Here is a 25,207-nt window from a genome sequence, read left to right as displayed (position 1 = left end):
AAGTTAACCTTTCACTAACGCGCGGACGATGGCGAGCTTGGTGGATAGTGGCACCTGCGCGAAAACCAGCGCCATGCCAACCAGGGTGCCACGGAGATTGCCGAGCTGCAGGAAGTCGCGGTGCAGTGGCGTCGGCAAGCGCAGCAGGGCGCGCAGCAAGTGCTGCACCCGTGGTGGCTCGAGGTTGAGCAAAGCGCGTTGCAGCAGCTCGGCCAGGTGTCGGTCAGCGCGGAAAGCCCGAGTGCGCCAGGGCAGTGTGCCATGGCCCCACAGCGCGTCCAGCGTGGGCTCTGCCATGCGGATTGCCGTGGCAAGGCTAAACCCGGTGATGGGGTTGATGAATCCCGCGCGGGCACCGAAAGGCAGTGCGCTTTTCGACGCCGGTGGCCGCCCCAACGGGATCACCACGCGCTCCACCTCCCGTGGCTTCTTCCCCGGGAAACGACGGCTCAGGGCGCCTTCCAACTCTCCCCAGGAATGGAAGTCAGCAATGGCCAGATAAGTTTCCTCCACGACCCGGCCGCGCGGGGTGTCGAAGCTATAGAGAAAGGTGGACTCGCGGAAATCCATCCAGGCATCAGGAGCGGAATCAATGAACCAGCCCAGGGCCTGTTGCAGTGGTTGGCCCGCTACGTAGGACATGCCCCGAGCATCGACGACCACGTCGGTGAGATGCTTCTGGCCGTCGATAAGCACGCTGTTGGCGTTGCTGATCTCCGCCTCGCCGATGACGATGGGGAAGTCGAGGAGTTGGCTGCGCCAGCGATCGGCATCAATAATCGCGTACTCGCGCTCGAGAACACGACCGACGCCGCCGAAGCGCACCGTAGGCTTTGTGCGGCTGTACAACGGCACGCCCGGTAGCTCGTCGACCCAACCGCCATAAGTGGCATCCCAGGCGTCTTTCCTGTCTACACCTAAGACCTTGAGGCCCCGGGCATGCGCGCGGTGGCCGAGGTAAGCACCGGCGGGGCCGAGGCCAACAATGATCAGGTCGTAGGAACTCATACTTCACACGCTATACTGACCTGCTGTGATTGTCACCGAAGATTTGGAAGTGCGCGTCGGCGCCCGCACCCTGCTCAACGCCCCCGGCCAGCACCTGCGTGTGCAACCCGGCGACCGGATCGGCTTGGTCGGCCGTAATGGTGCAGGCAAGACGACGACCATGCGCATCCTGGCTGGTGAAGGGGAGCCTTATGGCGGCAAAGTAGTGCGTTCCGGGGAGATCGGCTACCTGCCGCAGGATTCGCGCGAAGGAAATATCGACCAGACTGCGCGGGATCGCGTGCTATCTGCCCGCGGCTTGGATCGCCTCAAGACCTCAATGGAGCGACAGCAGGAGCTCATCGAAACCGGAACCGATGCGGTGCGCGATAAGGCCGTGAATAAGTACTCCCGCCTTGAGGAGCAGTACTATTCCCTCGGTGGTTATGAGGCGGATGCTGAAGCGGCCCGCATTTGCGACGCCCTGGGACTTCCTGAAAGAGTCCTCGACCAGCAGCTCAAGACACTTTCCGGTGGTCAACGTCGCCGTGTAGAACTCGCGCAAATCCTGTTTGCCGCCACCGCAGGTTCGGGTCGTTCGCAGACGACGCTGCTGCTCGATGAACCTACGAACCACCTCGATGCAGACTCCATCACTTGGCTCCGCGAATTCCTGTCCAAGCACGAGGGCGGTCTTATCATGATCTCTCACGACGTGGAGCTGCTGGAAGCGGTCTGTAACAAGGTCTGGTTCCTCGATGCCGTCCGCAGTGAAGCGGACGTGTACAACATGGGTTGGAAGAAGTACCTGGATGCCCGCGCCACCGACGAAGCTAGACGACGTCGGGAGCGTGCCAACGCAGAGAAGAAGGCATCTGCGCTTAAAACTCAGGCGGCAAAGCTGGGAGCTAAGGCTACCAAGGCCGCAGCTGCTAAACAGATGCTCGCCCGCGCCGAGAAGATGGTTTCTTCCACCGATGATCTGCGCCAGGCAGATCGCGTGGCTCACATCCAGTTCCCAGAGCCAGCGCCGTGTGGCAAGACTCCGCTGAACGCCACGGGACTAACCAAAATGTATGGCTCCCTCGAGGTGTTCGCGGGAGTGGACTTGGCCATCGATAAGGGCTCACGAGTCGTCGTGCTTGGCTTCAACGGTGCTGGTAAGACCACGTTGCTCAAGTTGCTCGCAGGGGTGGAACGCACTGACGGCGAAGGCGGTATCGTTTCTGGTCACGGTCTGAAGATCGGCTATTTCGCGCAGGAGCACGACACCATTGATCCCGCGAAATCCGTGTGGCAAAACACCATCGATGCGTGCCCGGAGGCGGGGGAGCAGGACCTGCGTTCTCTCCTCGGTGCCTTCATGTTCTCCGGCGAGCAACTAGACCAGCCAGCCGGCACACTGTCCGGCGGTGAGAAGACCCGCCTTGCATTGGCATCGCTCGTGTCATCGCGCGCTAACGTGCTGCTGCTGGACGAGCCGACCAACAACCTCGATCCACAGTCTCGCGAGCAAGTTCTTGACGCGCTGCGCACCTACACCGGTGCCGTCGTGCTGGTCACCCACGACCCGGGCGCTGTGAAGGCCTTGGAACCGGAACGCGTCATCGTGCTTCCCGACGGCACCGAGGACCTGTGGAATGACGAGTACATGGAAATCGTGGAACTAGCTTAAGGCGTCCAGCATAAACGGCGCTAAGCCGCACTCAATTTGGCAGCTTTGCCCGCACTTTGCCCGCACTTTGTGCAGGCTTCGAGCCGGAGAATCGGCAAGTATCCTTAACCTATGTGGATTTCCCCAACCCTCACCCTTGCTAATGACCACGTCCGTCTCGAGCCGCTGAGCGTCGCACACACGCCGGAGTTGCAGCGGGCCGTGGGGGACCTCAGTGAAGCGTTTTGGACTTCAACGCCGACTCCCGAGGGCATGCATGCCGATATCGAGGGCAAGTTGCAGCGCCGCGACACCGGAGCCATGATCCCCTTTGCCGTGCGCTCCGCATTTACCGGCGAAGCGCTGGGCGTGACCGCCTACTATGACCTACAACCCGAAGTACCACGCCTGGAAATCGGGTACACGTGGATCTCCGCCGATGCCCAAGGCACAGACACCAATCCCGCAATGAAGCTGCTGCTCCTAGAGCATGCCTTTGAAACACTCGGGTGTGAGGCGGTGGGTATCCGCACCAAGTGGAGCAACCAGCAGTCTCAACGAGCGATCGAGAAGGTGGGTTTCAAACTCGATGGCATCATCCGGGCAAGCGCCCGCCTCAGGAACGGCGTACTGGATGATCAGGTGTTGTACTCAATGGTGAAAAGCGAATGGCCAGCCGTGAAGGCTGGCCTGGAATGTCGAATTACTGGATCGAAAACATTGGTTTAGGGCTTAAAATCATGTTTTCGATCCACAAATTCGGTCAAGCTAGTTCCTAAACCCGTGCACCGGCGCAGGAATATAGCCACCACGGTGAATGAACTGCGTGTTGCCCACGGTGTTCACCGGTATGACCGGTGCATATCCGAGCAGACCGCCGAAGTTGACCTCGTCGCCCGGCTGCGTGCCCGGCACCGGGATGACGCGCACGGCGGTGGTCTTATGGTTCATGATGCCGATGGCTGCTTCGTCGGCAATCATGCCGGAGATCAGTGCAGCGCTCGTATCACCTGGGATAGCGACCATATCCAGGCCGACGGAGCAGATCGCGGTCATCGCTTCCAACTTGTCGATCGAGATGGAGCCGGCGCGGACGGCGTCGATCATGCCCTTGTCCTCTGAGACCGGGATGAAGGAACCGGAAAGGCCACCGACGCGGGAACAGGCCATCATGCCGCCTTTTTTGACGGCGTCGTTAAGCAGCGCAAGCGCGGCGGTGGTGCCGTGGGTGCCTACCTGGTCCAAGCCCATCGCCTCGAGGATGTTAGCCACGGAGTCGCCGACTTCGGCGGTCGGGGCCAGCGAGAGATCCACGATGCCGAATGGGACGCCGAGGCGCTCGGAAGCGAGGTTGCCCACGAGCTGTCCCGCGCGAGTGATCTTGAAAGCAGCCTTCTTGATCTCCTCTGCGACTTGATCCAGGGAGGCGTCGGCAGGCATGCGCTCGAGGGCGCGGGCGACCACACCCGGCCCGGACACGCCAACGCTGACCACGCAGTCAGGTTCCTCAATGCCGTGGAAAGCCCCCGCCATGAAGGGATTATCGCCCACAGAATTAGCGAACACGACGAGCTTTGCACAGGCGATGGCGCTGCGGTCTTTGGTCAGCTCTGCGGCCTCCTTAACCACTTCACCCATGCGCTTGACGGCGTTCATGTTGAGTCCTGCGCGGGAGGTGCCCACGTTGACGGAAGAGCACACGCGTTCGGTGACGGTGAGTGCCTCTGGGATGGCGTCGATGAGGCGGCGATCACCGGAGGTAGCGCCCTTCTCCACGAGCGCAGAAAAGCCTCCCACAAAGTTGACGCCAGTCTCATTGGCCGCACGGTCCAGCGCCTTCGCGAGTTCTACCGGGCTGCCTTCGACAGATGCTGCGAGGAGTGCGATCGGGGTGACCGAAATGCGTCGGTTGACGATGGGAATGCCAAGCTCGCGTTCGATGCCTTCGCAAGTGCTCACGAGATCTTGCGCCTGGGTGGTCAGCCGGTCATAGACGGCGTCGCAGGTCTCCGCCATGGTGCCACGGATGCAATCAAGGAGGCTAATGCCCATCGTCACGGTACGAATGTCCAGCCGGTACTGCTGGATCATCTCAATAGTGTCCCAAATGGCGTGGCTGCGCTGTGCAAAGTTCATGGTGGCCGCCCGTTAAATTTCAGTGGTGGCGTTAAAAAGCGCCTCGGACTGTACCCGGATGGCCAGGTTTTGTTGCTTGCCGACGGCCGTCATGTGTTCCTGCACTGTGACGATATCCAACTTGGACTCGTCGAAGGCAACATGCAGGATCATGGTGAAATAGCCCTCCATGATCGTCTGGGAGACATTGTGGATATTGACATCCATGGCCGCGAGGTCAGTGGCAACGGCGGCGATAATGCCCGAATGGTCGGGGCCGGCGACGGAAATGATTGCATACATGCTCTCAACATTAGCGCGTCTGCGAGCAGTGGTAAGACTAAAGCTATGAGTAAAGATAGTGAGCAGCATAGGAAACCGCGCTGGGCGGATCTGAGTCCCGCAGCAAAGCGCTTGATCATCGGACTTGTCACCTGGGAAGTCCTGGAGAAACTCGTGGTGTGGCACTTCATCTACCACACGCCGAAAGAGCGAACGCGGGGATCGAAGTGGATGTGGTTCGGTTTAAGCTTGATCGACTTCTTCGGCCCAGCAGCTTATGCGCTATTTGGGCGAAAGAAATAGTGCACTAACGGGGCTACTAACGAGCACTTTCCGGCAGTTGACAATATATTAAATTAGTCCGCAATTGGATTTAGCAAATAATTAACTGTCAGGAAGTGCCGACATGGAAATCCTCATTAAGCAGTCCGCTGCAGAGGTCGCGATACACGCGGCCGACATCATGGCCAGCTACGTCACCCCAGGGGCTGTCCTCGGCTTAGCAACCGGATCAACTCCGCTGCAAATGTATCGCGAACTAATTTCCAGGTGCGAATCCGGGCAGATCAGCTTTGCCGGCACGCAGGCGTTCTTGCTGGACGAATACATCGGGCTACCGCGTGAGCATGATCAGAGTTACTACCGATTCATACGCGAGGAGTTCACCAGCCACATCGACATCGACGACGCGCAGGTGCACAGCCCCAACGGCCTCGCCGGAGACATTCACGCGGAGGGACCAGCCTACGACGCCGCTATTGCGGCTGCTGGTGGCGTGGACATCCAACTGCTCGGCATCGGCAGCAATGGCCACATCGGATTCAATGAGCCCGCGAGCTCCCTCACCTCTGGCACGCGAGTGGAAACGCTGCATCCACAGACGGTCAAGGACAATGCGCGCTTCTTTGACGGCGAGGAAAGCCAGGTACCGGTCCATGTGCTTACACAGGGACTCGGCACCATTTCCAAGGCGGGCCACCTGCTATTGATCGCTACCGGTGCCAACAAAGCTCACGCAGTCCGCGACATGATCGAAGGCCCACTCTCCGCGCACTGCCCAGCCTCAATCCTGCAACTGCACCCAAAGGCAACGGTGATAGTCGACGAAGCAGCAGCAGCGCTATTAGATAACAGCGACTACTACCGCTTTTGTGCAGCGAACAAGATCTAGCTAGCGCACATCGCCACGAAGTTGCGCATGATCTGATGAGCGTGCGTGGTATCGACGCTTGCAAGTGAGGTGATGATTTCCTCCAGCTTTTCCGGGTCAAAGTAGCCGTTGTTCAGGTAGAAGCGCATCCGCGCCGCCAGTCCGGCTGCATCCATCTCGGGGTGAAACTGGCACGCCCAAGTCGAATCGTGCAGGCGGAACATCTGGACCGGACATGCGGGGCCGGTGGCCAGTAGTATCGATCCCTCCGGCAATTCGTGGACGCTTTCCGTATGTCCCGTCAGCGCCGTGAACTGTTGTGGCACGGCGCGCAATAGCGGATCGGACTGTCCGGCTGGGGTCAGTGCGACCTTTGTGGCACCGGCGTCCTCAGCGAACTCGGCCCGCACCTCGCCACCGCAAAACTGCGTGAGCAAACTCGAGCCAAAACAGACATAGAAGGTGGGGATCGGGCTTTGCGCCAGCGCCAACATTTCGCGCTGCACATGAAGCTGCACTTCCGACTGCTGAGCGTCGGTGACGTTAAAGGGGCTACCGCCTAAGAAAACACCAGCGTAGTCCGCAACAGAAGGAATGCGGGAGGTAGCTGAATCAAGGACGAAGCGGTCTAGCTGCTCGGCGCGCAGCCCAGTGGACTTGAGGAAGTCCTGATACTCGGAACTCAGAACCTCTGCGCCCTCTCGCGCCTGGACCAGCAGAAACTTAGACATACCGCTTAGTCTAGTATGGGGAATATGGCGCCCGTGACATATCCAGCAGAATTTCTTGGCTGGTCTCTCGATCTCGACCCACACCAAGCCGAACTCACCCGCCAGGGCTGGCATTGCTTCACGATCCGCCGCAAAATTGGACACGGACAGGCTACTTTCCGCGAAGCTCGGAGGCGGCTGCTGGCATGGGAAATGCAACGTGCGGTGCGTCTTCGACCGCTTATCGACGGCAAAATCATCACCCTCCACCTTGGCTGCCTGCGCCAACGCTGTTGGATTATTCATACAACCCAGTCCGATACCCACGCCTGCGTGGCTTATGGAACTTTGCCAGGGCACCTCGAGACCGGGGAGGAATCCTTCCGAGTGTGGCTGGAAGATGGGACGGTCTGGGCTGAATGTGCAGCGTTTTCTCGTCCAGCATCGTGGGTGACTCAGCTGGGTGGCAGCCTCGCGAGGCTGCTCCAACGACTCATCGCGCGGCGCTACCTCGCTGCACTAGTCCCGGCGGACTGAGGCTTCCACGAGGTCTAGAACGGGGGAGAAGGCGGCGGTTTCGATCCCTGATGCGAGTTTCGCAGTCAGGCCGTCGAACATCGTCTCCAGGTAAAGGTAGAGCACCTCTGAATCGACGTCGGTACGCATCGTTCCGGCATCGGCGTTTGCTTGGAGGCGGCGGCGAACGGCGTCGTCAAGCACGGCCTGTTGCTCCTGCCAGCGTGCGCGGAAGGCGGCGTCGGTACGCAGCAGGCGGGTGATTTCGAGGCGAGTGGACAGCCAGTCGTAGCGGTCCGGGTAGGCCAGCATATCGCGCATAACCTGTACTAGACCTTCTTCGGCAACGGTTTCCGCCATACGCAGGGCATCCTCGCGGCCGATTTCAAGGAAGAGGGTTTCCTTGTCCGCGAAGTGATGGAATATTGCGCCGCGGGACTTGCCGGTGGCCTCTTCGAGGCGGCGCACGGTAGCGCCCTCATAGCCGTGCTCCGCGAAACACTTGCGTGCGCCTTCGAGGATCTCGTGGCGGCGTTCTTCGAGATCAGCACTGCTAACCCTAGGCATGCTTAAATCAACGCTCCTTCGCGGAAAAGTTTCTAAAGAAATGCCCTGGGGCTGCCCAGGCTGGCCACGATTGCTATCGCGACCTGCCGTGGACAGCCCCAGAACTAGAGATCAACGAGGCAGATTAGCCCTTGATCATGTTGCGCAGCACGTACTGCAGGATGCCACCATTGCGGTAGTAGTCAGCCTCACCTGGGGTGTCGATGCGGACAACAGCGTCGAACTCGACCTTGTCGCCGGACTCCTTGGTTGCGGTGACCTTAACCGTCTTAGGGGTCACACCGTTGTTCAGTTCCTCGATGCCCTCAATGTCGAAGGTCTCGGTGCCGTCCAAGCCCAGCGAAGCGTGGGACTCGCCAGCAGGGAACTGCAGTGGGATGACACCCATGCCGATGAGGTTCGAACGGTGAATACGCTCGAAGGACTCGGTGATAACGGCCTTGACGCCCAGGAGGTTGGTGCCCTTAGCTGCCCAGTCGCGGGAAGAACCGGTGCCGTACTCCTTGCCAGCAAGGACGACCAGCGGGATGCCGGCGGCCTTGTAGTTCTGGCACGCGTCGAAGATGAAGGCCTGCTCGCCACCCTTGGTGAAGTCACGGGTGTAGCCACCGGCGATGTCAACCAGCTGGTTCTGGAGGCGGATGTTGGCAAAGGTGCCACGCATCATGACCTCGTGGTTACCACGACGGGAACCGAGGGAGTTGTAATCCTTGCGCTCCACGCCGTTCTCGTCCAGGTACTGCGCAGCAGGGGTACCCGGCTTGATGGAAGAAGCAGGGGAGATGTGGTCGGTAGTGACCGAATCGCCCAGCTTAGCCAGCACGCGAGCGCCCTTGATGTCAGAGACCGGAGCTGGCTGGAGCTCCATGCCATCGAAGTAAGGAGCCTTGCGGATGTAAGTGGAGTTCTCATCCCATTCGAAGGTCTTGCCCTCTGGGGTTGGGAGGTTCTGCCACTGCTCATCGCCCTTGAAGACGTCAGCGTAGTCAGCTTCGTAGAGCTCGCGAGAGATAGCCTGCTGGATCGTAGCTTCGATCTCTTCGGTGGAAGGCCAGATGTCCTTCAGGAAGACGTCGTTGCCATCCTGGTCCTGACCCAGGGCCTGGGTCTCGAAGTCGAAGTCCATGGTGCCGGCGATAGCGTAAGCGATGACCATGATTGGCGAAGCCAAGTAGTTCATCTTCACGTCAGGGGAGATGCGACCTTCGAAGTTACGGTTACCGGAAAGCACTGCGGTAGCTGCGAGATCATTCGCGTTGATCGCATTGGAAACCTCGTCTGGCAGCGGGCCGGAGTTACCGATACAGGTGGTGCAGCCGAAGCCGGAGAGGTAGAAGCCCATGGCCTCCAGGTCCTTCCAGAGGTCAGCGCGCTTGTAGTAGCCGTCGACGACCTGGGAACCAGGGGCACAGATGGTCTTGACCCAAGGCTTGGACTTGAGACCCTTCTCGGCAGCCTTGCGTGCGATCAGGCCAGCGCCGATCATCACAGAAGGGTTAGAGGTGTTGGTGCAAGAGGTGATGGAGGCGATGGCAACCATACCGTGGTCGAGGGTGTACTCGCCGCCCTTAGGGGAGGTCACGGTGATTGGGTTGGACTGGCGACCCGCACGGCCGATGGCAGCGGATTCACCGTTGCCAGCCTGGGAGACATTCAGGTCGGTGACCTGGTTGGTCTCGCTCTGATCACTGTTGGCTTCGCCTTCAGCTTCCATGCGCTTTGCAGGCAAAGACTCGTCGGTGCAGACTTCGTCCTCGGTGTAGCTAGCCAGGTCCTTGCGGAACTGCTGCTTGGCCTCGGAGAGCAAGATGCGGTCCTGTGGACGCTTCGGGCCAGCGATGGAAGGAACAACTGTGGACAGATCCAGCTCGAGGTACTCGGAGTAGGTAGCTTCTGGAGCGTCTTCCTCGAGCCACATGCCCTGAGCCTTGGCATAAGCCTCGACCAATGCAACCTGTTCTTCTGGGCGACCGGTGAGCAGCATGTACTTGGTGGTCTCCTCGTCGATCGGGAAGATCGCACAGGTGGAGCCGAACTCCGGAGACATGTTGCCGATGGTGGCGCGGTTTGCCAGTGGGATGGACTTGACGCCGTTGCCGTAGAACTCGACGAACTTCTGGACCACACCGTGCTCGCGGAGCATCTGGGTGATGGTGAGAACGACGTCGGTAGCGGTGACGCCGACAGGGATTTCACCGGTCAGCTTGAAGCCGACGACACGTGGGATGAGCATGGAGACTGGCTGGCCGAGCATGGCTGCCTCGGCTTCGATGCCGCCCACGCCCCAGCCCAGGATGCCCAGGCCGTTTTCCATGGTGGTGTGGGAGTCCGTACCAATACAGGTATCTGGGTAAGCCAGGCCGTTGTTGTCGAAGACAACGCGGGCCAGGTTCTCGATGTTTACCTGGTGGACGATGCCGGTTCCTGGAGGAACAACGCGGAAGTTGGAGAATGCCTTGGAGCCCCAACGGAGGAACTTGTAGCGCTCTTCGTTGCGTTCGTACTCAATGGCAACGTTCGTCTTAAGGGCGTCCTTGGAGGCGAAGGCCTCAACAATGACGGAGTGGTCGATGACCATCTCGGCAGGATTCAGTGGGTTGACCTGATCTGGGTCGCCGCCGAGCACCTTCACTGCTTCGCGCATGGTTGCCAAGTCGACAACACAAGGAACGCCAGTGAAGTCCTGCATCAGCACGCGGGCAGGGGTGAACTGAATCTCGATGCTTGGCTCAGCAGCGGCATCCCAGTTGGCGATTGCGTTGATGTGGTCAGCGGTGATGTTCGCGCCATCTTCGGTACGCAGCAGGTTCTCTCCGAGAACCTTGAGAGAGTATGGCAGTTTCTCCATGCCTGGCACAGCGTTGAGTGCGAAGTAGTCGTAAGACTTGTCGCCAACCTCGAGGGTGCTCTTAGCATTGAAGGAGTTCTTGCTTGTCGTCACAGTCAGCTCCACTTCCTATTAATTATGGGTGAGTAAACGGGAGGCTTAAAGTAGCCTTCGTCTGTCAGACAGCTTAACAGTACGGGCGTTCTGTTGGGAGTATTTCCCTCCGCGCGCCCCCTGAATGGGTAGTTGGGCTGTTACCGTTGCCGTCCATCTTTGAGCCTACGTGGAATTCGGGGCTGATTGGGCGCGTCACTTAGGAGGGAGTTTGATCCCACACTAAACTTCTAGGACACCAGCATTATTGTCGAACGAAACGGACCGGATGATTCCTGAGGATGTGGATCTGAACTCGCTACGGAGTCAGATCGAGGCTGACAGTGTGGCCATTAATAAGCTCGGCCTCGAGTACCCCTCGTTGGAGCCTGAGCTTGTCGACGTCAGCCGCCACGCCAGCGAGTCCGGCTTTGGCAAGACCGCCTTCGTGCTCTTGGATCACACCCCCAATGGGGCAGCGGCAACGCGCGACGTTGCGCAAGAGCTTCTGAACACCACCGACTTTGAAACAATCATCGTCCGCACGCCCGGTTCCGGGGCGATCGTCAGTCACGACTATTCTCGCGCTCAGATTGAAGCAGCGCAGTATGACTTCTTTGCGAACCCGGAGATAGCGAGCGGAGCGCGGGAGTTCGTGGACACGCTCAATACGCAGCAGTACCCGTGGATGTACATCAACATCGCCATAGCAGTAGCACTACTACTCGCTATCCTTGTTAGCGCCTACTTTGCACGGTCAAGCACTCACGCTTGACCAAAGAGGTCACTGTTAGATAACAGTTTGAGCGGCAAATATTCCGCGCAACACGGCAAATGTTACACAATGTGACATATTTCACTTTCTGTTTGAACTTTAGATGTTTCTGCAGGCCAGTCCCACTAAGTTAGTCATGGGACTGGTCTTTACTAGTGTGACTTCTGGGTTACGAGTGTTGAATTTGCACAATTGTGACTTATCGTGTCCATGTCGGCTCATGAGTCTGCACGCTTCACAAAAGTTAATCTCCGTCCCAATTCGCTGATGTGGGGAAGCATTGCGCGAAGGTCAAGGGGATAAGCTTGATTAGCGTCGTTTAGCGGTAGGAATGTGAGCCCACGTATTACCCGTATCTTGTCTCAGACACCTTCAATGAGCTGCTTGCAGCCATCGGTGGTGGAATGGAGTTCACGTGGCAACGAAGTTAATGTCGCAAGCCCGCATGTCGCAGGCGCGCACCTGGGTGGCAGCTGCCGCCTGCTGCGCGTCGCTAAGCACTGTGCCCGCTGTGGCTGAACCGGTCGCGCCACCAAATCCCTCCGACGCAGAGATCGGTGCTGCCGAAAGCGCGGTGTCTGCGGGCAACGGCGATGTCTCGCGCTTGGCCACTGATCTCTCCGCGAAAGAATCTGAAGTCTCAACCCTCGAAAATGAGATGGGCGGACTTCGCGAAGCCGTAAACAAGGCGAACGTAGACCTCGCCAACGCGCGTGCGGAAGCCAAGAAGGCCCGCGATGACGTCGATGCGGCGCGTGCGGACCTCGACGAGACCCAAAAGCAGATCGAGCAGGCGCAACAGGTGCTCGACGAGGTCTCGCGTACTGCGTACCGCCGTGGTGCTGCTAACCCAGCTGTCGCCGGTGCCGCCGGCACGGCAAATACCGAAGACGCATTGGCACGGCAGACATACCTTCGTTCCAATGCTGCTAAGCAGCGTGCTGCAATCGAGGAATTGGATCGCCTGCGCGCTGAAGCCGCGAACAAGGAATCAGACCTCCGCGAAAAGCGTCGTATTGCCGAAGCGCGGGAAGCTGAGGCAAGCCAAGCGGAGATCGCCGCTAAGCAAGCACTCGATGCCAACTCCGCCTTGTTGGCGCAACGTGCCACCGAACACAAGCAGCTGATCGAAGAACGTAACGTGGCCAAGGCCCGCCTCGAAGCGGCCAAGGCAAACCGCAGCACCCTTCACGAACAGCGCAAGGAATACACCGACTTCGTTAAGGCAGAAGAAGCTCGTAAGGCTGCAGAAAAGGCCGCAGCGGAAGCTGCCGCAGCTAAGGCGAAAGCTGAGGCAGAAGCCCGTGCTCGTGCGCAGGCTGAAGCAGAAGCAAAGGCACGCGCCGAAGCTGCCGCTGCAGCCGAACGCGCGGAAGCCGAGCGCCAGGCGCAGGAAGCGGCGGCCGCAGCAGCTGCCGCTGAGCAGGCGGCGCAGACCCAACGCGAGCAGGAACAGCAGCTAAACCAAGACTCGACCGCTGCGGCCGCCGCAGCGGCGGCCGCTGCAGCCGCCCTGGCTGCTGCTGAAGCTGCCGATCAGGGCGCAACTCCAGGTGCAGCTGCACAGGAGAACAGCGGGGCACAGGAAAGCGCCGGCGCAAGCACTGGTACTCCTTCATCGGGCGCAGGTTCCGCAGGATCCGACAGTGCTGCGCCCGGCACCGTAGCCTCTGGTACACGCGCAGCAAAGGTCGAGGCAGTAATCGCCCGCGCCAAGGGGCAGCTCGGTTTGCCATATGCCTGGGGCGGCGGCGACGCGAGCGGTCCGACACAAGGCATCCGTGATGGTGGCGTGGCTGACTCCTACGGCGACTACAACAAGATCGGTTTCGACTGTTCAGGTTTGACTCTCTATGCTTTCGCCGGCGTGGGTATCTCACTACCGCACTACACCGGCTACCAGTACGAGCACGGCACCAAGGTCAGTCCGAGCGAGATGCAGCGCGGAGACCTCATCTTCTATGGACCGAACGCCGAACATCACGTGGCGATCTACCTTGGCGACGGCATGATGATCGAAGCACCACAATCCGGATCCACCGTGTCCATCAACCCGGTTCGCTGGAGTGGCATGAGCCCTTACGCGGTGCGTCTGCTCTAACGTCGGTGCAGTATCCTTGTCTGCATGATTAACAACGAGGAGCTCATATCGGGCCTGCCGTTCGACGCACTTTTGGTGTTGTCCTTCGGCGGGCCCGAAGGCGTGGCGGACGTCCGACCCTTCATGGAAAACGTCACGCGGGGCCGCGGAATTCCCCCAGAGCGTCTTGATGAAGTCTCCGAGCACTACTACTACTTTGACGGCGTTAGCCCGCTAAATGCGCTGAACCGCGAGATCATCGCAAAGCTCCAGGAGGCAGTACCGGGGCTGCCCATCTACTTTGGCAACCGTAACTGGCATCCCTTCGGAACCGAAGCGGCAGCTGACATTGCTCGCGACGGCCATCGCAAGGTCGCTGTGCTCGCAACCTCGGCATGGGGTGGCTACTCCGGTTGCCGACAGTATGACGAGGACATCGAGGCAATCCGCGCAGAGCTCGCAGCACAGCAATTGCCGGAACTGACGTTTACTAAGCTGCGGCAGTTCTTTGACCACCCGCTGTTTATCTCCGCCAACGCGCGCCTCGTACAAGAATCCATTGCCGCTCTTGGCGACGGAGATTTCCGCCTGGTGTTCACCGCGCATTCCATCCCTTTGGCCGCGGACAATTCCTCCGGTACGCCCGCGGACGGCCCACTCTACTCAAGCCAGGTGGCTGAAGCAGCGCGCTTGATCGCTGCGGAGGTGGGGATCTCTGACTATGACTTAGTGTGGCAGTCACGCTCCGGAGCTGCGCACATCCCATGGCTGGAACCAGACATTGTGGACCATGCGCAGGCGCTGCATGAGCGCGGGGTGGCAACGATGGTGGTTTGTCCGGTCGGATTCATTTCCGATCACATCGAGGTGGTGTGGGATTTAGACACCGAGTTGATCAACGCCGCCAAGGCTAATGGCCAACAAGTAATCCGGGTGAACACCGTGGGACCGACCCCTGAGTTCACTGAACTGGTCGTCGAGTTGCTCGCGGAACACGCAGGGCTCGCGCAGCTCCGGAAGTTGGGCAAGGTTGCAGGCCGAGGTTGCACTGTCGACGGTGCGCCGTGCGCTGCCGACTGTTGTCGGCCGGCGCGGCGTCCGACTGCTAGCTAATTAAAGGCGGGCAAGCTCGCGGACGGCATAGTCCACTCCGGCCATGCGAGCCAGGCGGATTTGCCTGGTTAGTGGCAGCAGGAAGGGATCCAAGGAATGATCCCCAATGCGGGTAGTCACAGCTTCGATGATTGCGGAGACTTGGTCCGCGCGCGCAAAGAGTTTGGCGGCCCGCGGCGGCGTGCAATGCGGAAGCCCAGGAGTGTCGTAGAAGTCTGCCAGGGTGCCGATAGTCAGCCGGGGATTCGGGAGGTCGGGCGTCGAAAAACGCTGGCTCTCGATCAGTGTGGCCGCCTGGCGGGTGGCGTCGGCTAGCAACAAATCGGCATCACCCGGGGAAAGGTACGCCGGGGCGGGCAGCGGGGCAGATTCCTCGAAAATACGCCACTGAGTGCCTACGGCGCTGGCCACCGGCACGAAAATGCGGCTGTGTGGGAAAGCTCCGGGCATGATGAGAGCGCCGATGCCACTAGCGACGGCCGCTGTCATAGCCGCAGAACCCGCACGCAAGCCCGGAGCATCGCCGGGCCCAGACAACGCCAATTGCAAGGTGACCCCCTCCTCCAGTGCAGCGGCGCGGAATTGCCGCAGGAGCTCTGCGGTCTGGCCGATATCCTGCGAACCCGGTTGCGCCAGCAGGTGCGGCCCACCGAGGTCACGCAGGGCATCCAGACACTCATCGGTAGAAATTTCGCCGTAGAGCCAAGCTGCGACCCAGATAGCAGTGTTTTGTAGCGGCGAGTAGACGTTGGCGCGGTGATCCATAATTCAATCAAGTTACCCGATAGGATATTTCTCCATGACTGATCCCTACTCTGGCGATATTTTCTCCGGTCACAAACGCAAGCAACGCCCCACATATCCCACGGTCCCCGCGCAGCCTGGCCTCGTAGTGGAGGTGTTGAGCGACGGCTTTGTTGGCGCCGTCACCGGGTTTGAGCGCACCTACGACGGCGACTTCATCCGGCTGGAGGACCGACAAGGTCGGGAACGTCTTTTCAAGCTGGTTACGGGCGGATTCCTCGTCGAGGGTAAGCGGGTGAGTCTCACCCGCTTTGTGCCGAAGCAGGCCCCGTCGCGTTCCAATTCTGGTTCAAGGAAGGTTGCGGGCGTGCAAGCGAAAGTGGCGGCCCCCTCGCGGATCTGGGTCGAGGGCATTCACGACGCCGCCATCGTGGAAAAGGTGTGGGGCCATGACCTGCGGGTGGAAGGAGTCGTCGTGGAGTATCTCGAGGGCTTAGACAACTTGCCCGAGCGCCTAGCGGAGTTTCAACCCGGCCCAGGACGACGCGTGGGGGTGCTAGCAGACCACCTGGTTCACGGATCCAAGGAAACCCGGTTGGTCGCGGACGTCGGAGAGCATGTGCTTGTGACGGGCCATCCCTTCATTGATATCTGGGCGGCTGTGAAGCCACAGAAGCTTGGGTTGCGGGCGTGGCCGGAGGTTCCTTATGGCGAGGACTGGAAGACCGGAATCTGTCAGCGCGTGGGGTGGGGCGATCCGCGCGAAGGATGGAATCGGGTGTTCCACGCCGTTGAGAGCTTTCGAGACCTCGATCCGACGCTAATTGGGGCCGTCGAGAAGCTCGTAGACTGGGTGACCGTCCCGGAACTTACTAAGGCTGACTTTCGTTAAGCCTCCCACATATGGCTGGACTCTTAGGTAGTTTGGTGGTGTGGGAACACTCATTTGGTTTATTGTCGCCGTGGTTCTAGCCACGGCCGAGTTACTTGCTGGCGAATTCACCATGCTGATGCTGGCCGGTGCCGCGTTGGCGACTGCGGGTATCGCGCTTGCCGACGTCCCGGTTTGGGCTGAGGTAGCCTGCTTCGCGGTGTGCGCAGTGGCTCTGCTGGTTTTTGTCCGCCCTGTCCTGAATCGCCACATGCGGCGGGATCTCGTGTTGGATACTTCTCCTAAAGCGCTGGTAGGCCAGACCGCAGAGGTGCTCGAGTCCGTCGATGCGGGTCGGGGGCAGATCCGTCTAGATGGATCCATTTGGTCAGCCCGCTCCCTCGTTCCCACTGAAACGTTCGCAGTCGGCGAACGCGTCCACGTTGTCAGTATCGATGGCACAACGGCCGTCGTGTTTAAGGAGCTTTGATATGGGGCTTATTGCTCTTGCCGTCATCCTGCTCTTTGTGGTCATCGTGCTGGTTAAATCCATCGCGTTGATCCCTCAGGGCGAGGCAGCGGTCATTGAAAGACTTGGCCGCTATACCCGTACCGTTTCCGGTGGCATTACGCTGCTGGTGCCGTTCATTGACCGGGTGCGCGCGAAGGTGGATACCCGTGAGCGCGTCGTGTCCTTCCCACCGCAGGCCGTAATTACCCAGGACAACCTCACGGTTGCGATTGACACCGTGGTGACCTTCCAGATCAACGATGCCGCCCGTGCTATCTATGGCGTGGACAACTACATCGTGGGTGTGGAACAGATTTCTACCGCTACGCTGCGCGACGTCGTGGGCGGAATGACGCTGGAAGAAACCCTTACCTCCCGTGAAGTAATCAACCGTCGCCTACGTGGTGAGCTCGATGCTGCGACCACGAAATGGGGTCTGCGCATTAGCCGCGTGGAGCTGAAGGCAATTGATCCGCCACCATCGATCCAGCAGTCGATGGAAAAGCAGATGAAAGCAGACCGTGAGAAGCGCGCTACGATTCTGACGGCAGAAGGCCAGCGCGAGGCGGACATCAAGACCGCCGAAGGTGAGAAGCAAGCCAAGATCCTCGCCGCCGAGGGCGAGAAGCACGCCGCGATTCTTTCCGCCGAAGCTGAGCGTCAAGCGATGATCCTCCGCGCTGAAGGTGAACGCGCAGCCAAGTACCTCAAGGCACAGGGTGAGGCGCGCTCGATCCAAAAGGTTAATGCTGCAATCAAGTCTGCACAGCTGACTCCCGAGGTATTGGCATATCAATACCTGGAGAAGCTGCCGAAGATGGCACAGGGGAGCGCCAACAAGGTGTGGATGGTTCCGAGCCAGTTCGGAGATTCCCTCGAGCAGTTCGCCCGGGCTATGTCCAAGAAGGATGATGACGGTGTATTCCGCTTCGAGCCGACTGAAGTAACCGATGCCACCCGCGAATTGGCTACCGAAGACAACACTGAAGAGTGGTTCAATACCGAGTCTGATCCAGAGATTGCAGCTGCTGTTGCCGCAGCCAACGCAGTGGCCAATAAGCCGGTAGAGCCGGAAGTTCCGGAGTTGGCTGGAAAGCGTCCAGTGCCAGAAACCTCCAACTCCACCCCGGTAGCCTCAGAGTTCCCAATGATCTCCCCGGAAGCTACCTCTCAGCAGCCTTACGGCGAGTTCATTCGGCCGGAGCAGGGCGGAACTCCTGAGCACGAGCCAAGAGGTTAACCGCTAACTGCCATCCGGCAGTTTCGGCTTGCCACCCGGCCGCTTGTAGCCGCTGGGACATCGCCTGTTTGGTGATGCCCAGCTTTGCAGCGGCCTCGTTTTGGTTGTAGCCCCGGCGCATGAGCGAGGTGGCTTCCCGCCCTTCGGTGCTGCGCTTGGCTAGGACTGTTGCTAGCAACAGGAAGCATGCTGAAATATCGTTCGCCCACGCGGTGGCCTCTTCTTTCGCTCCTCGCGGCGCCTGCAACTTTGCTTTGACGACGCCACTGCGTGCCCGCGAGCCGAGCGCTGAGGTGGCCATGCGCTTTGCGACGTCCGCAGCCTGCTTCATACTGTCCGGAACAATCCCGATTCCGACTGCCCATTCGCCCGCCGAAAGCAGCGCCATCGAGGTATCCGCGACGGCTTCTGGCGTGTTAACAATCGCGATGATGTCCTCAACGCCGATGACCTCAAAGACCCCGACACCTTCTAGGGTGGAGAGGGCTTCCGCAGAGCGGCTCACGAGTTCCGCCCTACGGACGGCACGTCCTCGATAACGAGCATGAATGGCGTACATGCAGTTAAGTCTACTCTGACGGCTTGACTGGCAGCAATATGTCCAACAGGAGCCCCAGGAACCCGGCGGCCACCAGGCAACCTAGCAGCACTGCGACCAGTGAGTTGGAACCGCTGGTGAGCGAGTCGCCGAGCAACACTCCAATGACAGTCGAAGGGGCAGAGCCAAACAAAGTGGCGATGGTGAAGTCGCGCCTTTTTACCGGGGTAAATGATGCTGCGTAGTTGAGTACTGAGAAGGGGATTCCGGGGATCAACCGCAGACTGAAGATCGAAAGCCAGCCACGGCTGGCCAGGCGCGCATTAATCTTCGTCATCGCCTTGTGTCCGCGGTGCTTCGTAGCAAGCCTTTCGGTCCAAGAACCAGCTCGCGTATCAGTGCCGAGGAGCGCGCGCAGCAGGGTAATGGAGAGGAACGCTGCTGTCGTCGTAGCGCTCAGTGCAAGGCAAATTCCCAACGCCGGCCCGAACAATACTCCAGCTGACACAGTCAACGCGGTGCGCGGTATGGGGAATTGGGTGATCACCACGTATAGCGCGAAGAATCCCAGCAACGCCCAGGGGCCCATCGCTGACGTCCACCGGCGGAGCTGCTCCAGGCTGGGCAGTTCCACCGTGAGGGCGAGGATGATGCCCACGATGAGAAAAGCGCCGAAGGCCACGAAGCGCCAGTAAGTAGGACGAGGAGTCTGCACAAAGTCCTAGGTTATCCTGGGCAAGCGCTGTCAGAGAGCATCGGCGCGCGGGTGTATTGTGACCTGCCCCAACTTGTTTCCCGGGCGATAGCTTTTGAACTGGGATTTTGCCGTCGGGCGGGGTTAACCATGTTGTGTGTCTGCCCGAACGCGGCACGCACGGGTGCGCTCCTCGGTACACTTGAGGGTAATTGTGAGCTGCAACTACGGTGTGGTTTTTGGCTCGCGGTGACTAGTTATGCAACTTAAAGTGACGCACAAGGGGAGAAGGTCCGTAGTGACTGATGTACAGTCGAACGCGGTAAATACCTCGCTGCCTGCAGATTTCGAAGCGAATCAGCAGGAGTGGTACAAGGCAGTAGCCAAGGTGTTTGCACGTGTACAGAAGAAGGACATCGCAGATGTTCCAATGGATGTGTGGACCCGTCTGGTTCACACGACCGCAGAGGGTATCGACGTCAACCCGCTTTACACTCGCGCCGATGAGCAGGCCGAGGTGTCTGCACCCGGGGTGTTCCCATACACCCGCGGTGGCGTCAACACCTCCGGTGACAGGATCGGGTGGGGAGTGACTGAAACCTTCGGTGGTATTGCCTCCGGTACCGCCGGTGATGCAGCCGCCACCAACAAGGCAATCCTGCACGCGCTAAATAATGGCACCACTGACTTGGTCATCGACCTCACCGCAGGACTGCGCCCCTCCGATCTGGAGACTGTGCTTAAGGATGTGCTCCTCGATCTCGTCGAGGTTCGCGTCATCGCAGGCAAGGACGCAGGTGCTGCAGCAGCAGAGCTGAAGAAGCTGGCAGACAACGCCCGTTTCGAGCTTTCCGTAGCCCCACTCACCGCGCCTCTGCTGGGCGCCGAGTCCCTGAGCCTCGATCAGGCAGTGGCGCTGGCCGTCGATAGTGCGCAGTACGCTGGCACGATGCGCACGCTGCTTGTCGACGCCGTGGCCTTCAGCAACCAGGGCGCTACCGACGCGCAGGAAGTCGGATTCGCTCTCGCAGTTGGCGTCGAATACGTCCGCGCACTCACAGCAGCCGGCTTGTCGGTCGAAGATGCGCTGGCGCAGATCTCCTTCCGCTTCGCTGCAACCGACGACCAGTTTGAGCAGATCGCTAAGTTCCGCGTGGCTCGCACCTTGTGGTCGCGAGTAGCCGAGGTCCTCGGCGCACCTGGGGCGGCTCTCGCACCGCAGCATGCCCAGACCGCACCGGCGATGTTCTCCCAGCGAGACCCCTGGGTGAACATGCTGCGCGTGACCGTCGCTGCGTTCGCCGCGGGTGTCGGTGGCGCAGCTGACGTGGAGGTATTGCCTTTCGACCACGCTATCGCGGGTGGTTTCCCGGGCACCTCGCGGGTCTTCGCCGCGCGCATCGCACGCAACACGAACCTGTTGCTTCTAGAGGAATCCCACCTCGGCTACGTGGTTGACCCTGCGGGCGGCTCCTACTTTGTAGAGTCTTTGACCCAGCAATTGGCAGAGAAGGCCTGGGAAGAGTTCACTGCTGTTGAAGCTGCTGGTGGATATCAGGCCGCGCAGGCCGATGTACAGGCGAAGCTGCTGGCGTCATTCGAGCAGGTTCGCAAGGATGTTGCGCACCGCGTGAAGAAGGTCACCGGCATCAATGAGTTCCCGAACCTCGGCGAGAAGCCACTACCCGCCGAATTGCGCAAGGAACCACTCGGAGTGCGCCGCTGGGCCGCCGAGTTTGAGGCGCTGCGTAACCGCTCCGACGCCTTCTTGGAGGCCAACGGTAAGCGCCCGCTGATCGGGATGATCCCTATTGGCCCGCTGGCCAAGCACAATGTGCGCACTGGTTTCACCGCGAACCTGTTGGCTTCTGGTGGCATAGAGACGTTGAACCCAGGTCAGCTCACTCCTGGCACCGAGGAATTCGCGGCCGCCGCGCAGGCCACCGACATCGTGGTGGTGTGTGGCACCGATCAGGAATATGAAGCCACGGGCGTGGACGTCGTTAAGGCGCTGCGCGAAGCTGGCGTAGGCACAATCCTGGTCGCCGGCGCAGAGAAGTCTTTCGCGGCCGCTGAAGTACAACCAGATGGCTACGTCAATATGAAGATCGATGCAGCGTCGACACTGGCCGACCTGCTTTCCAAGCTGGGAGCGTGAGAGGAATCATGACCACCATCCCGAATTTTGCTGAGGTGCCGCGCACCTCGGACGCTGCACCGAACACCGACGCACCTGCTGCATCTACCGCAGACAAGGTGTGGGCCACCCCGGAAGGGATCGACGTCAAGCGGGTATATACCCGCGCCGATCGTGACGATGCCGCCGCCGCGGGGCACCCGATTGATTCCTTCCCAGGTATCGCACCGTTCATGCGTGGACCATACCCAACCATGTACACCAACCAGCCCTGGACGATTCGTCAGTACGCTGGCTTCTCCACGGCTGCGGAATCCAACGCCTTCTACCGCCGTAACTTGGCTGCTGGTCAGAAGGGCCTGTCGGTCGCTTTCGACTTGGCAACCCACCGCGGTTACGACTCTGACAACGAGCGCGTTGTTGGCGACGTCGGTATGGCTGGCGTGGCCATCGACTCCATCCTGGACATGCGCCAACTGTTCGAGGGCATTGACCTCGGAAACGTGTCCGTGTCCATGACCATGAACGGCGCTGTGCTGCCGATCCTTGCGCTTTACATTGTGGCTGCTGAGGAGCAGGGCGTCGCCCCCGAGCAGCTTGCCGGAACCATTCAGAACGATATTCTGAAGGAGTTCATGGTTCGTAACACCTACATTTACCCGCCGAAGCCGTCGATGCGCATCATCTCGAACATTTTCGAGTACACCTCGCTGAAGATGCCGCGCTTCAACTCCATCTCCATCTCCGGTTACCACATCCAGGAAGCGGGCGCGACCGCCGACCTCGAGCTCGCCTACACGCTTGCCGACGGCATCGAGTACATTCGCGCCGGTAAAGATGTCGGATTGGACGTGGACAAGTTCGCGCCACGACTGTCCTTCTTCTGGGGTATTTCGATGTACACCTTCATGGAGATCGCCAAGCTGCGCGCTGGCCGTCTGTTGTGGAGCGAGCTGGTGGCTAAGTTCGACCCGAAGAACCCTAAGTCTCAGTCGTTGCGTACTCACTCGCAGACTTCTGGTTGGTCGCTGACGGCGCAGGACGTGTTCAATAACGTCTCTCGTACCTGCATCGAGGCCATGGCTGCAACCCAGGGCCACACCCAGTCGCTGCACACCAACGCGTTGGATGAGGCGCTGGCGCTGCCTACTGACTTCTCGGCTCGTATCGCTCGTAACACTCAGTTGTTGCTGCAGCAGGAGTCTGGCACGGTCCGCCCGGTTGACCCTTGGGCTGGCTCTTATTACGTGGAGTGGTTGACTAACGAGCTGGTCAAGCGCGCTCGTAAGCACATCGAAGAAGTTGAGGAAGCCGGCGGCATGGCCCAGGCGACCAGCGAGGGAATTCCTAAGCTGCGCATTGAGGAGTCTGCTGCGCGCACCCAGGCTCGCATCGATTCGGGCCGTCAGGCGCTGATTGGTGTGAACAAGTACATCGTCGAGGAAGACGAGCAGATCGAGGTGCTGAAGGTCGAGAACTCCAAGGTTCGCACTGAGCAGCTGGAGAAGCTCGATCGGTTGCGTGCTGAGCGCAATGAGGCCGATGTGCAGCATGCGTTGGAGGCTCTCACTAGTGCCGCAGCTACCGAGGAACGCGAAGCCGGCGATTTGGATTCCAACCTGCTCAAGCTCGCGGTCGATGCTGCCCGTGCGAAGGCGACTGTGGGCGAGATCTCCATGGCGCTGGAGAAGGTCTTCGGCCGCCACGAGGCTGAGATCAAGACCCTGTCCGGCGTGTACAAGGACGAGGTCGGAAAGGAAGGCGAGGTGTCTAACGTCACCAAGGCGATCGCAATGGCTGATGCCTTTGAGGCTGAGGAAGGTCGCCGTCCGCGTATCTTCATCGCCAAGATGGGCCAGGATGGCCATGACCGCGGTCAGAAGGTTATCGCTTCCGCATACGCCGACCTCGGCATGGATGTGGATGTCGGACCGCTGTTCCAGACCCCTGCGGAAGCGGCACGCAGTGCCGTCGACGCGGACGTTCACGTCGTGGGCGTATCCTCCCTCGCGGCCGGTCACCTGACTCTGGTGCCTGCGCTGAAGGAGGAGCTGGCAAAGCTGGGTCGTGAGGACATCATGATCATTGTCGGTGGCGTTATCCCTCCGGGAGATTTCCAGGAGCTTTATGACATGGGTGCCGCGGCGATCTACCCTCCGGGTACGGTCATCGCGGACTCTGCGATCGACATGCTGACTAAGCTGTCAGCGAATCTTGGCTTCGATCTGAAGGTCGACGCTTAAGTTTTCCCCAAGGGCGGCGTACGAGCTTCAGGTGAGGCTGGTACGCCGTCTGCGCTATTTAGCAAGCACTTTAGGAGTGGATTCACCGTGGATAACGGCTTTCTCGAGCACTCGCTTGGCTCGTTGACCACCACCGCCGGTACTGATCTCGGCTCGCAGACGGCGGTCGCCCCGGAGATGGTCAAGCGGGCGCGCCAGCGTATCGACGTCGATAAGCTTTACGACGCCGTCCGCGCTGGCGACCGCACGCAGATCGCCCGGGCGGTGACGCTGTTGGAATCTACCGCCCCTGCTCATCGGGTGTTGGCGCAGGAACTGCTGGTTCGGTTGCTGCCGTATTCCGGGAACGCGTTGCGGGTAGGGCTGACCGGTGTGCCGGGTGTGGGCAAGTCGACCACCATTGAGGCCCTCGGTATGAAGCTGATTGCCAAGGGTCACAAGGTGGCGGTGCTGGCGATCGACCCCTCGTCTACTAAGACACGCGGCTCGATTCTTGGCGATAAGACCCGCATGTCGAAGTTGTCTGCGGAGGATAATGCGTTTATTCGACCTTCGCCTTCTGCTGGCACGCTCGGCGGTGTGGCTAAGGCGACGCGGGAATCGATGGTGGTGTTTGAGGCAGCGGGCTATGACGTGATCATCGTTGAAACCGTGGGCGTGGGACAGTCTGAGGTGGCTGTGTCGCAGATGGTGGATGTGTTTGCCTTCTTGGCGCTTGCTGGGGCTGGTGACCAGCTCCAGGGCATCAAGAAGGGGGTGTTGGAGATGGCGGAAATCGTTGCGATCAACAAGGCTGATGGTCCGAACGTCAAACACGCGAAGCGAGCTGCCCGGGAGTTGCAGGCAGCGCTGCGGATGGTTCGGAGTGAGAAGGAGCTTTGGCACCCGCCGACAATGACGATGTCCGCGGTTGATCACAGTGGCATTGATGAGTTCTGGGAGCACATTCTGGAGCACAACCGTGTGATGCGTGAGGCCGGGGAGTTCGAGAAGCGGCGGCGTGAGCAGCAGGTTGGTTGGATGTGGTCGATGGTGCATGAGACGCTGTTGCAAAGACTGACTACCAACAGAGAAGTAGTGGCAGCACGCACTGATGTCGAGCAGCAGTTGCGCACGGGCAAGATCACCCCGACCCTCGCTGCGGAACGCATTTTGCGAGCTTTTGACGAGCACGCCTCCGAGTAGCTTAGGCAGCATGCTGGAATGGCGGAACCGCAGCAGGGGTGTGCAGCCCGAATCTTAGTGCCTGTCCTGGATTGAACCAGGTACTGGGATTGAAGTTCGCTTGTGCTTCCCGCCCGGGGGATTGTCCGCGCGGCGGGCGCCATAGCATTTGGCCGCTGTCCGAACAGAAGGTCCA

The 25,207-nt window shown here is 59.9% G+C and carries 23 protein-coding genes; 14 read left to right on the top strand and 9 right to left on the bottom strand.

From position 1 onward, the window contains the following. Positions 1 to 3: 3 nt before the first annotated feature. Positions 4 to 1,008 carry a lycopene cyclase family protein gene (locus tag WG936_RS00555; RefSeq protein WP_339571828.1) on the bottom strand — a complete coding sequence of 335 codons (1,005 nt, stop codon included), beginning with the start codon at positions 1,006 to 1,008 and terminating at the stop codon, positions 4 to 6. A gap of 25 nt (positions 1,009 to 1,033) precedes the next feature. Between WG936_RS00555 and WG936_RS00550 the strand changes: the two genes are divergently transcribed. Together WG936_RS00550 and WG936_RS00545 are read left to right on the top strand one after the other, a co-directional pair. Next, positions 1,034 to 2,662, top strand: coding sequence for an ABC-F family ATP-binding cassette domain-containing protein (locus tag WG936_RS00550; protein ID WP_339563534.1), 1,629 nt, complete (start codon positions 1,034 to 1,036; stop codon positions 2,660 to 2,662). Positions 2,663 to 2,773: 111 nt separating this feature from the next. After that, the gene (locus WG936_RS00545; protein WP_339571827.1) at positions 2,774 to 3,370 is read left to right on the top strand and encodes a GNAT family N-acetyltransferase; all 597 of its coding nucleotides are present in this window, start codon (positions 2,774 to 2,776) and stop codon (positions 3,368 to 3,370) included. Positions 3,371 to 3,409: 39 nt separating this feature from the next. Here WG936_RS00545 and WG936_RS00540 read toward each other — a convergent pair whose 3' ends face one another. Together WG936_RS00540 and WG936_RS00535 are read right to left on the bottom strand one after the other, a co-directional pair. Next, positions 3,410 to 4,777, bottom strand: coding sequence for a PFL family protein (locus WG936_RS00540; RefSeq protein ID WP_339571826.1), 1,368 nt, complete (start codon positions 4,775 to 4,777; stop codon positions 3,410 to 3,412). A gap of 12 nt (positions 4,778 to 4,789) precedes the next feature. Further along, a complete protein-coding gene (locus WG936_RS00535) occupies positions 4,790 to 5,059 on the bottom strand; it encodes an ACT domain-containing protein (protein WP_339563537.1) in 270 nt (89 codons plus the stop codon). A gap of 45 nt (positions 5,060 to 5,104) precedes the next feature. Between WG936_RS00535 and WG936_RS00530 the strand changes: the two genes are divergently transcribed. Then, positions 5,105 to 5,341: a PLDc N-terminal domain-containing protein gene (locus WG936_RS00530; protein ID WP_339571825.1), complete on the top strand. Its 237-nt coding sequence runs from the start codon at positions 5,105 to 5,107 to the stop codon at positions 5,339 to 5,341. Positions 5,342 to 5,444: 103 nt separating this feature from the next. Further along, positions 5,445 to 6,209 (top strand): glucosamine-6-phosphate deaminase, encoded by a 765-nt coding sequence (nagB, locus tag WG936_RS00525; RefSeq protein ID WP_339571824.1) that lies wholly within the window; start codon positions 5,445 to 5,447, stop codon positions 6,207 to 6,209. Here nagB and WG936_RS00520 read toward each other — a convergent pair. Continuing rightward, the gene (locus WG936_RS00520) at positions 6,206 to 6,919 is read right to left on the bottom strand and encodes a glutamine amidotransferase (RefSeq protein ID WP_339571823.1); all 714 of its coding nucleotides are present in this window, start codon (positions 6,917 to 6,919) and stop codon (positions 6,206 to 6,208) included. The genes nagB and WG936_RS00520 overlap by 4 nt on opposite strands. Before the next feature lie 24 nt (positions 6,920 to 6,943). Here WG936_RS00520 and WG936_RS00515 point away from each other — a divergent pair, with 24 nt between their 5' ends. Next, positions 6,944 to 7,435 carry a DUF1990 family protein gene (locus tag WG936_RS00515; protein WP_339571822.1) on the top strand — a complete coding sequence of 164 codons (492 nt, stop codon included), beginning with the start codon at positions 6,944 to 6,946 and terminating at the stop codon, positions 7,433 to 7,435. Here the strand turns inward: WG936_RS00515 and WG936_RS00510 are convergent. Together WG936_RS00510 and can are read right to left on the bottom strand one after the other, a co-directional pair. Beyond that, entirely contained in the window at positions 7,418 to 7,981 is a 564-nt protein-coding gene (locus tag WG936_RS00510) for a TetR/AcrR family transcriptional regulator (RefSeq protein ID WP_339563542.1), read from the bottom strand. The two genes, WG936_RS00515 and WG936_RS00510, sit on opposite strands and share 18 nt — an antisense overlap. A gap of 124 nt (positions 7,982 to 8,105) precedes the next feature. Continuing rightward, positions 8,106 to 10,922, bottom strand: a complete 2,817-nt coding sequence (gene can / locus WG936_RS00505) for an aconitate hydratase (protein WP_339563543.1) — start codon at positions 10,920 to 10,922, stop codon at positions 8,106 to 8,108. Positions 10,923 to 11,169: 247 nt separating this feature from the next. Between can and WG936_RS00500 the strand changes: the two genes are divergently transcribed. From WG936_RS00500 to WG936_RS00490, 3 genes are all read left to right on the top strand, one after another. After that, on the top strand, positions 11,170 to 11,676 hold the full coding sequence (locus WG936_RS00500; RefSeq protein ID WP_339571821.1) for an Rv1476 family membrane protein: 507 nt from the start codon (positions 11,170 to 11,172) through the stop codon (positions 11,674 to 11,676). A gap of 430 nt (positions 11,677 to 12,106) precedes the next feature. Beyond that, on the top strand, positions 12,107 to 13,777 hold the full coding sequence (locus WG936_RS00495) for a DIP1281 family NlpC/P60 protein (RefSeq protein WP_445227922.1): 1,671 nt from the start codon (positions 12,107 to 12,109) through the stop codon (positions 13,775 to 13,777). Positions 13,778 to 13,801: 24 nt separating this feature from the next. After that, complete coding sequence (locus tag WG936_RS00490) at positions 13,802 to 14,869, top strand: ferrochelatase (RefSeq protein WP_339571819.1); 1,068 nt, start codon at positions 13,802 to 13,804, stop codon at positions 14,867 to 14,869. Here WG936_RS00490 and WG936_RS00485 read toward each other — a convergent pair whose 3' ends face one another. Next, entirely contained in the window at positions 14,870 to 15,634 is a 765-nt protein-coding gene (locus tag WG936_RS00485; protein WP_339571818.1) for a hypothetical protein, read from the bottom strand. A gap of 34 nt (positions 15,635 to 15,668) precedes the next feature. Between WG936_RS00485 and WG936_RS00480 the strand changes: the two genes are divergently transcribed. Genes WG936_RS00480 through WG936_RS00470 form a run of 3 tightly spaced genes read left to right on the top strand, consistent with a single transcriptional unit; the run spans position 15,669 to position 18,235 of the window. Then, positions 15,669 to 16,505 carry a DUF3097 domain-containing protein gene (locus WG936_RS00480; protein WP_339571817.1) on the top strand — a complete coding sequence of 279 codons (837 nt, stop codon included), beginning with the start codon at positions 15,669 to 15,671 and terminating at the stop codon, positions 16,503 to 16,505. Between the two features lie 40 nt (positions 16,506 to 16,545). Continuing rightward, positions 16,546 to 16,974, top strand: coding sequence for an NfeD family protein (locus WG936_RS00475; protein ID WP_339563549.1), 429 nt, complete (start codon positions 16,546 to 16,548; stop codon positions 16,972 to 16,974). A gap of 1 nt (position 16,975) precedes the next feature. Then, positions 16,976 to 18,235 (top strand): SPFH domain-containing protein, encoded by a 1,260-nt coding sequence (locus WG936_RS00470; RefSeq protein ID WP_339563550.1) that lies wholly within the window; start codon positions 16,976 to 16,978, stop codon positions 18,233 to 18,235. Here the strand turns inward: WG936_RS00470 and WG936_RS00465 are convergent. Further along, on the bottom strand, positions 18,186 to 18,794 hold the full coding sequence (locus WG936_RS00465) for a MarR family transcriptional regulator (RefSeq protein WP_339571816.1): 609 nt from the start codon (positions 18,792 to 18,794) through the stop codon (positions 18,186 to 18,188). The genes WG936_RS00470 and WG936_RS00465 overlap by 50 nt on opposite strands. A 10-nt stretch (positions 18,795 to 18,804) precedes the next feature. Continuing rightward, a complete protein-coding gene (locus WG936_RS00460; protein ID WP_339563552.1) occupies positions 18,805 to 19,488 on the bottom strand; it encodes a TVP38/TMEM64 family protein in 684 nt (227 codons plus the stop codon). 238 nt (positions 19,489 to 19,726) lie between these two features. Here WG936_RS00460 and WG936_RS00455 point away from each other — a divergent pair, with 238 nt between their 5' ends. The 3 genes from WG936_RS00455 (at position 19,727) to meaB (ending at position 25,032) form a co-directional block, all read left to right on the top strand. Next, the gene (locus tag WG936_RS00455; RefSeq protein ID WP_445227915.1) at positions 19,727 to 21,625 is read left to right on the top strand and encodes a methylmalonyl-CoA mutase family protein; all 1,899 of its coding nucleotides are present in this window, start codon (positions 19,727 to 19,729) and stop codon (positions 21,623 to 21,625) included. 8 nt (positions 21,626 to 21,633) lie between these two features. Beyond that, positions 21,634 to 23,847 (top strand): methylmalonyl-CoA mutase, encoded by a 2,214-nt coding sequence (gene scpA / locus WG936_RS00450; protein WP_339563554.1) that lies wholly within the window; start codon positions 21,634 to 21,636, stop codon positions 23,845 to 23,847. 87 nt (positions 23,848 to 23,934) lie between these two features. Beyond that, positions 23,935 to 25,032, top strand: a complete 1,098-nt coding sequence (gene meaB / locus WG936_RS00445; protein ID WP_339571814.1) for a methylmalonyl Co-A mutase-associated GTPase MeaB — start codon at positions 23,935 to 23,937, stop codon at positions 25,030 to 25,032. Positions 25,033 to 25,207 lie beyond the last annotated feature (175 nt).

This window comes from Corynebacterium sp. H127 (assembly GCF_037482665.1).
Lineage (GTDB): Bacteria > Actinomycetota > Actinomycetes > Mycobacteriales > Mycobacteriaceae > Corynebacterium.
This window is presented reverse-complemented; position numbering and strand designations above follow the sequence as displayed.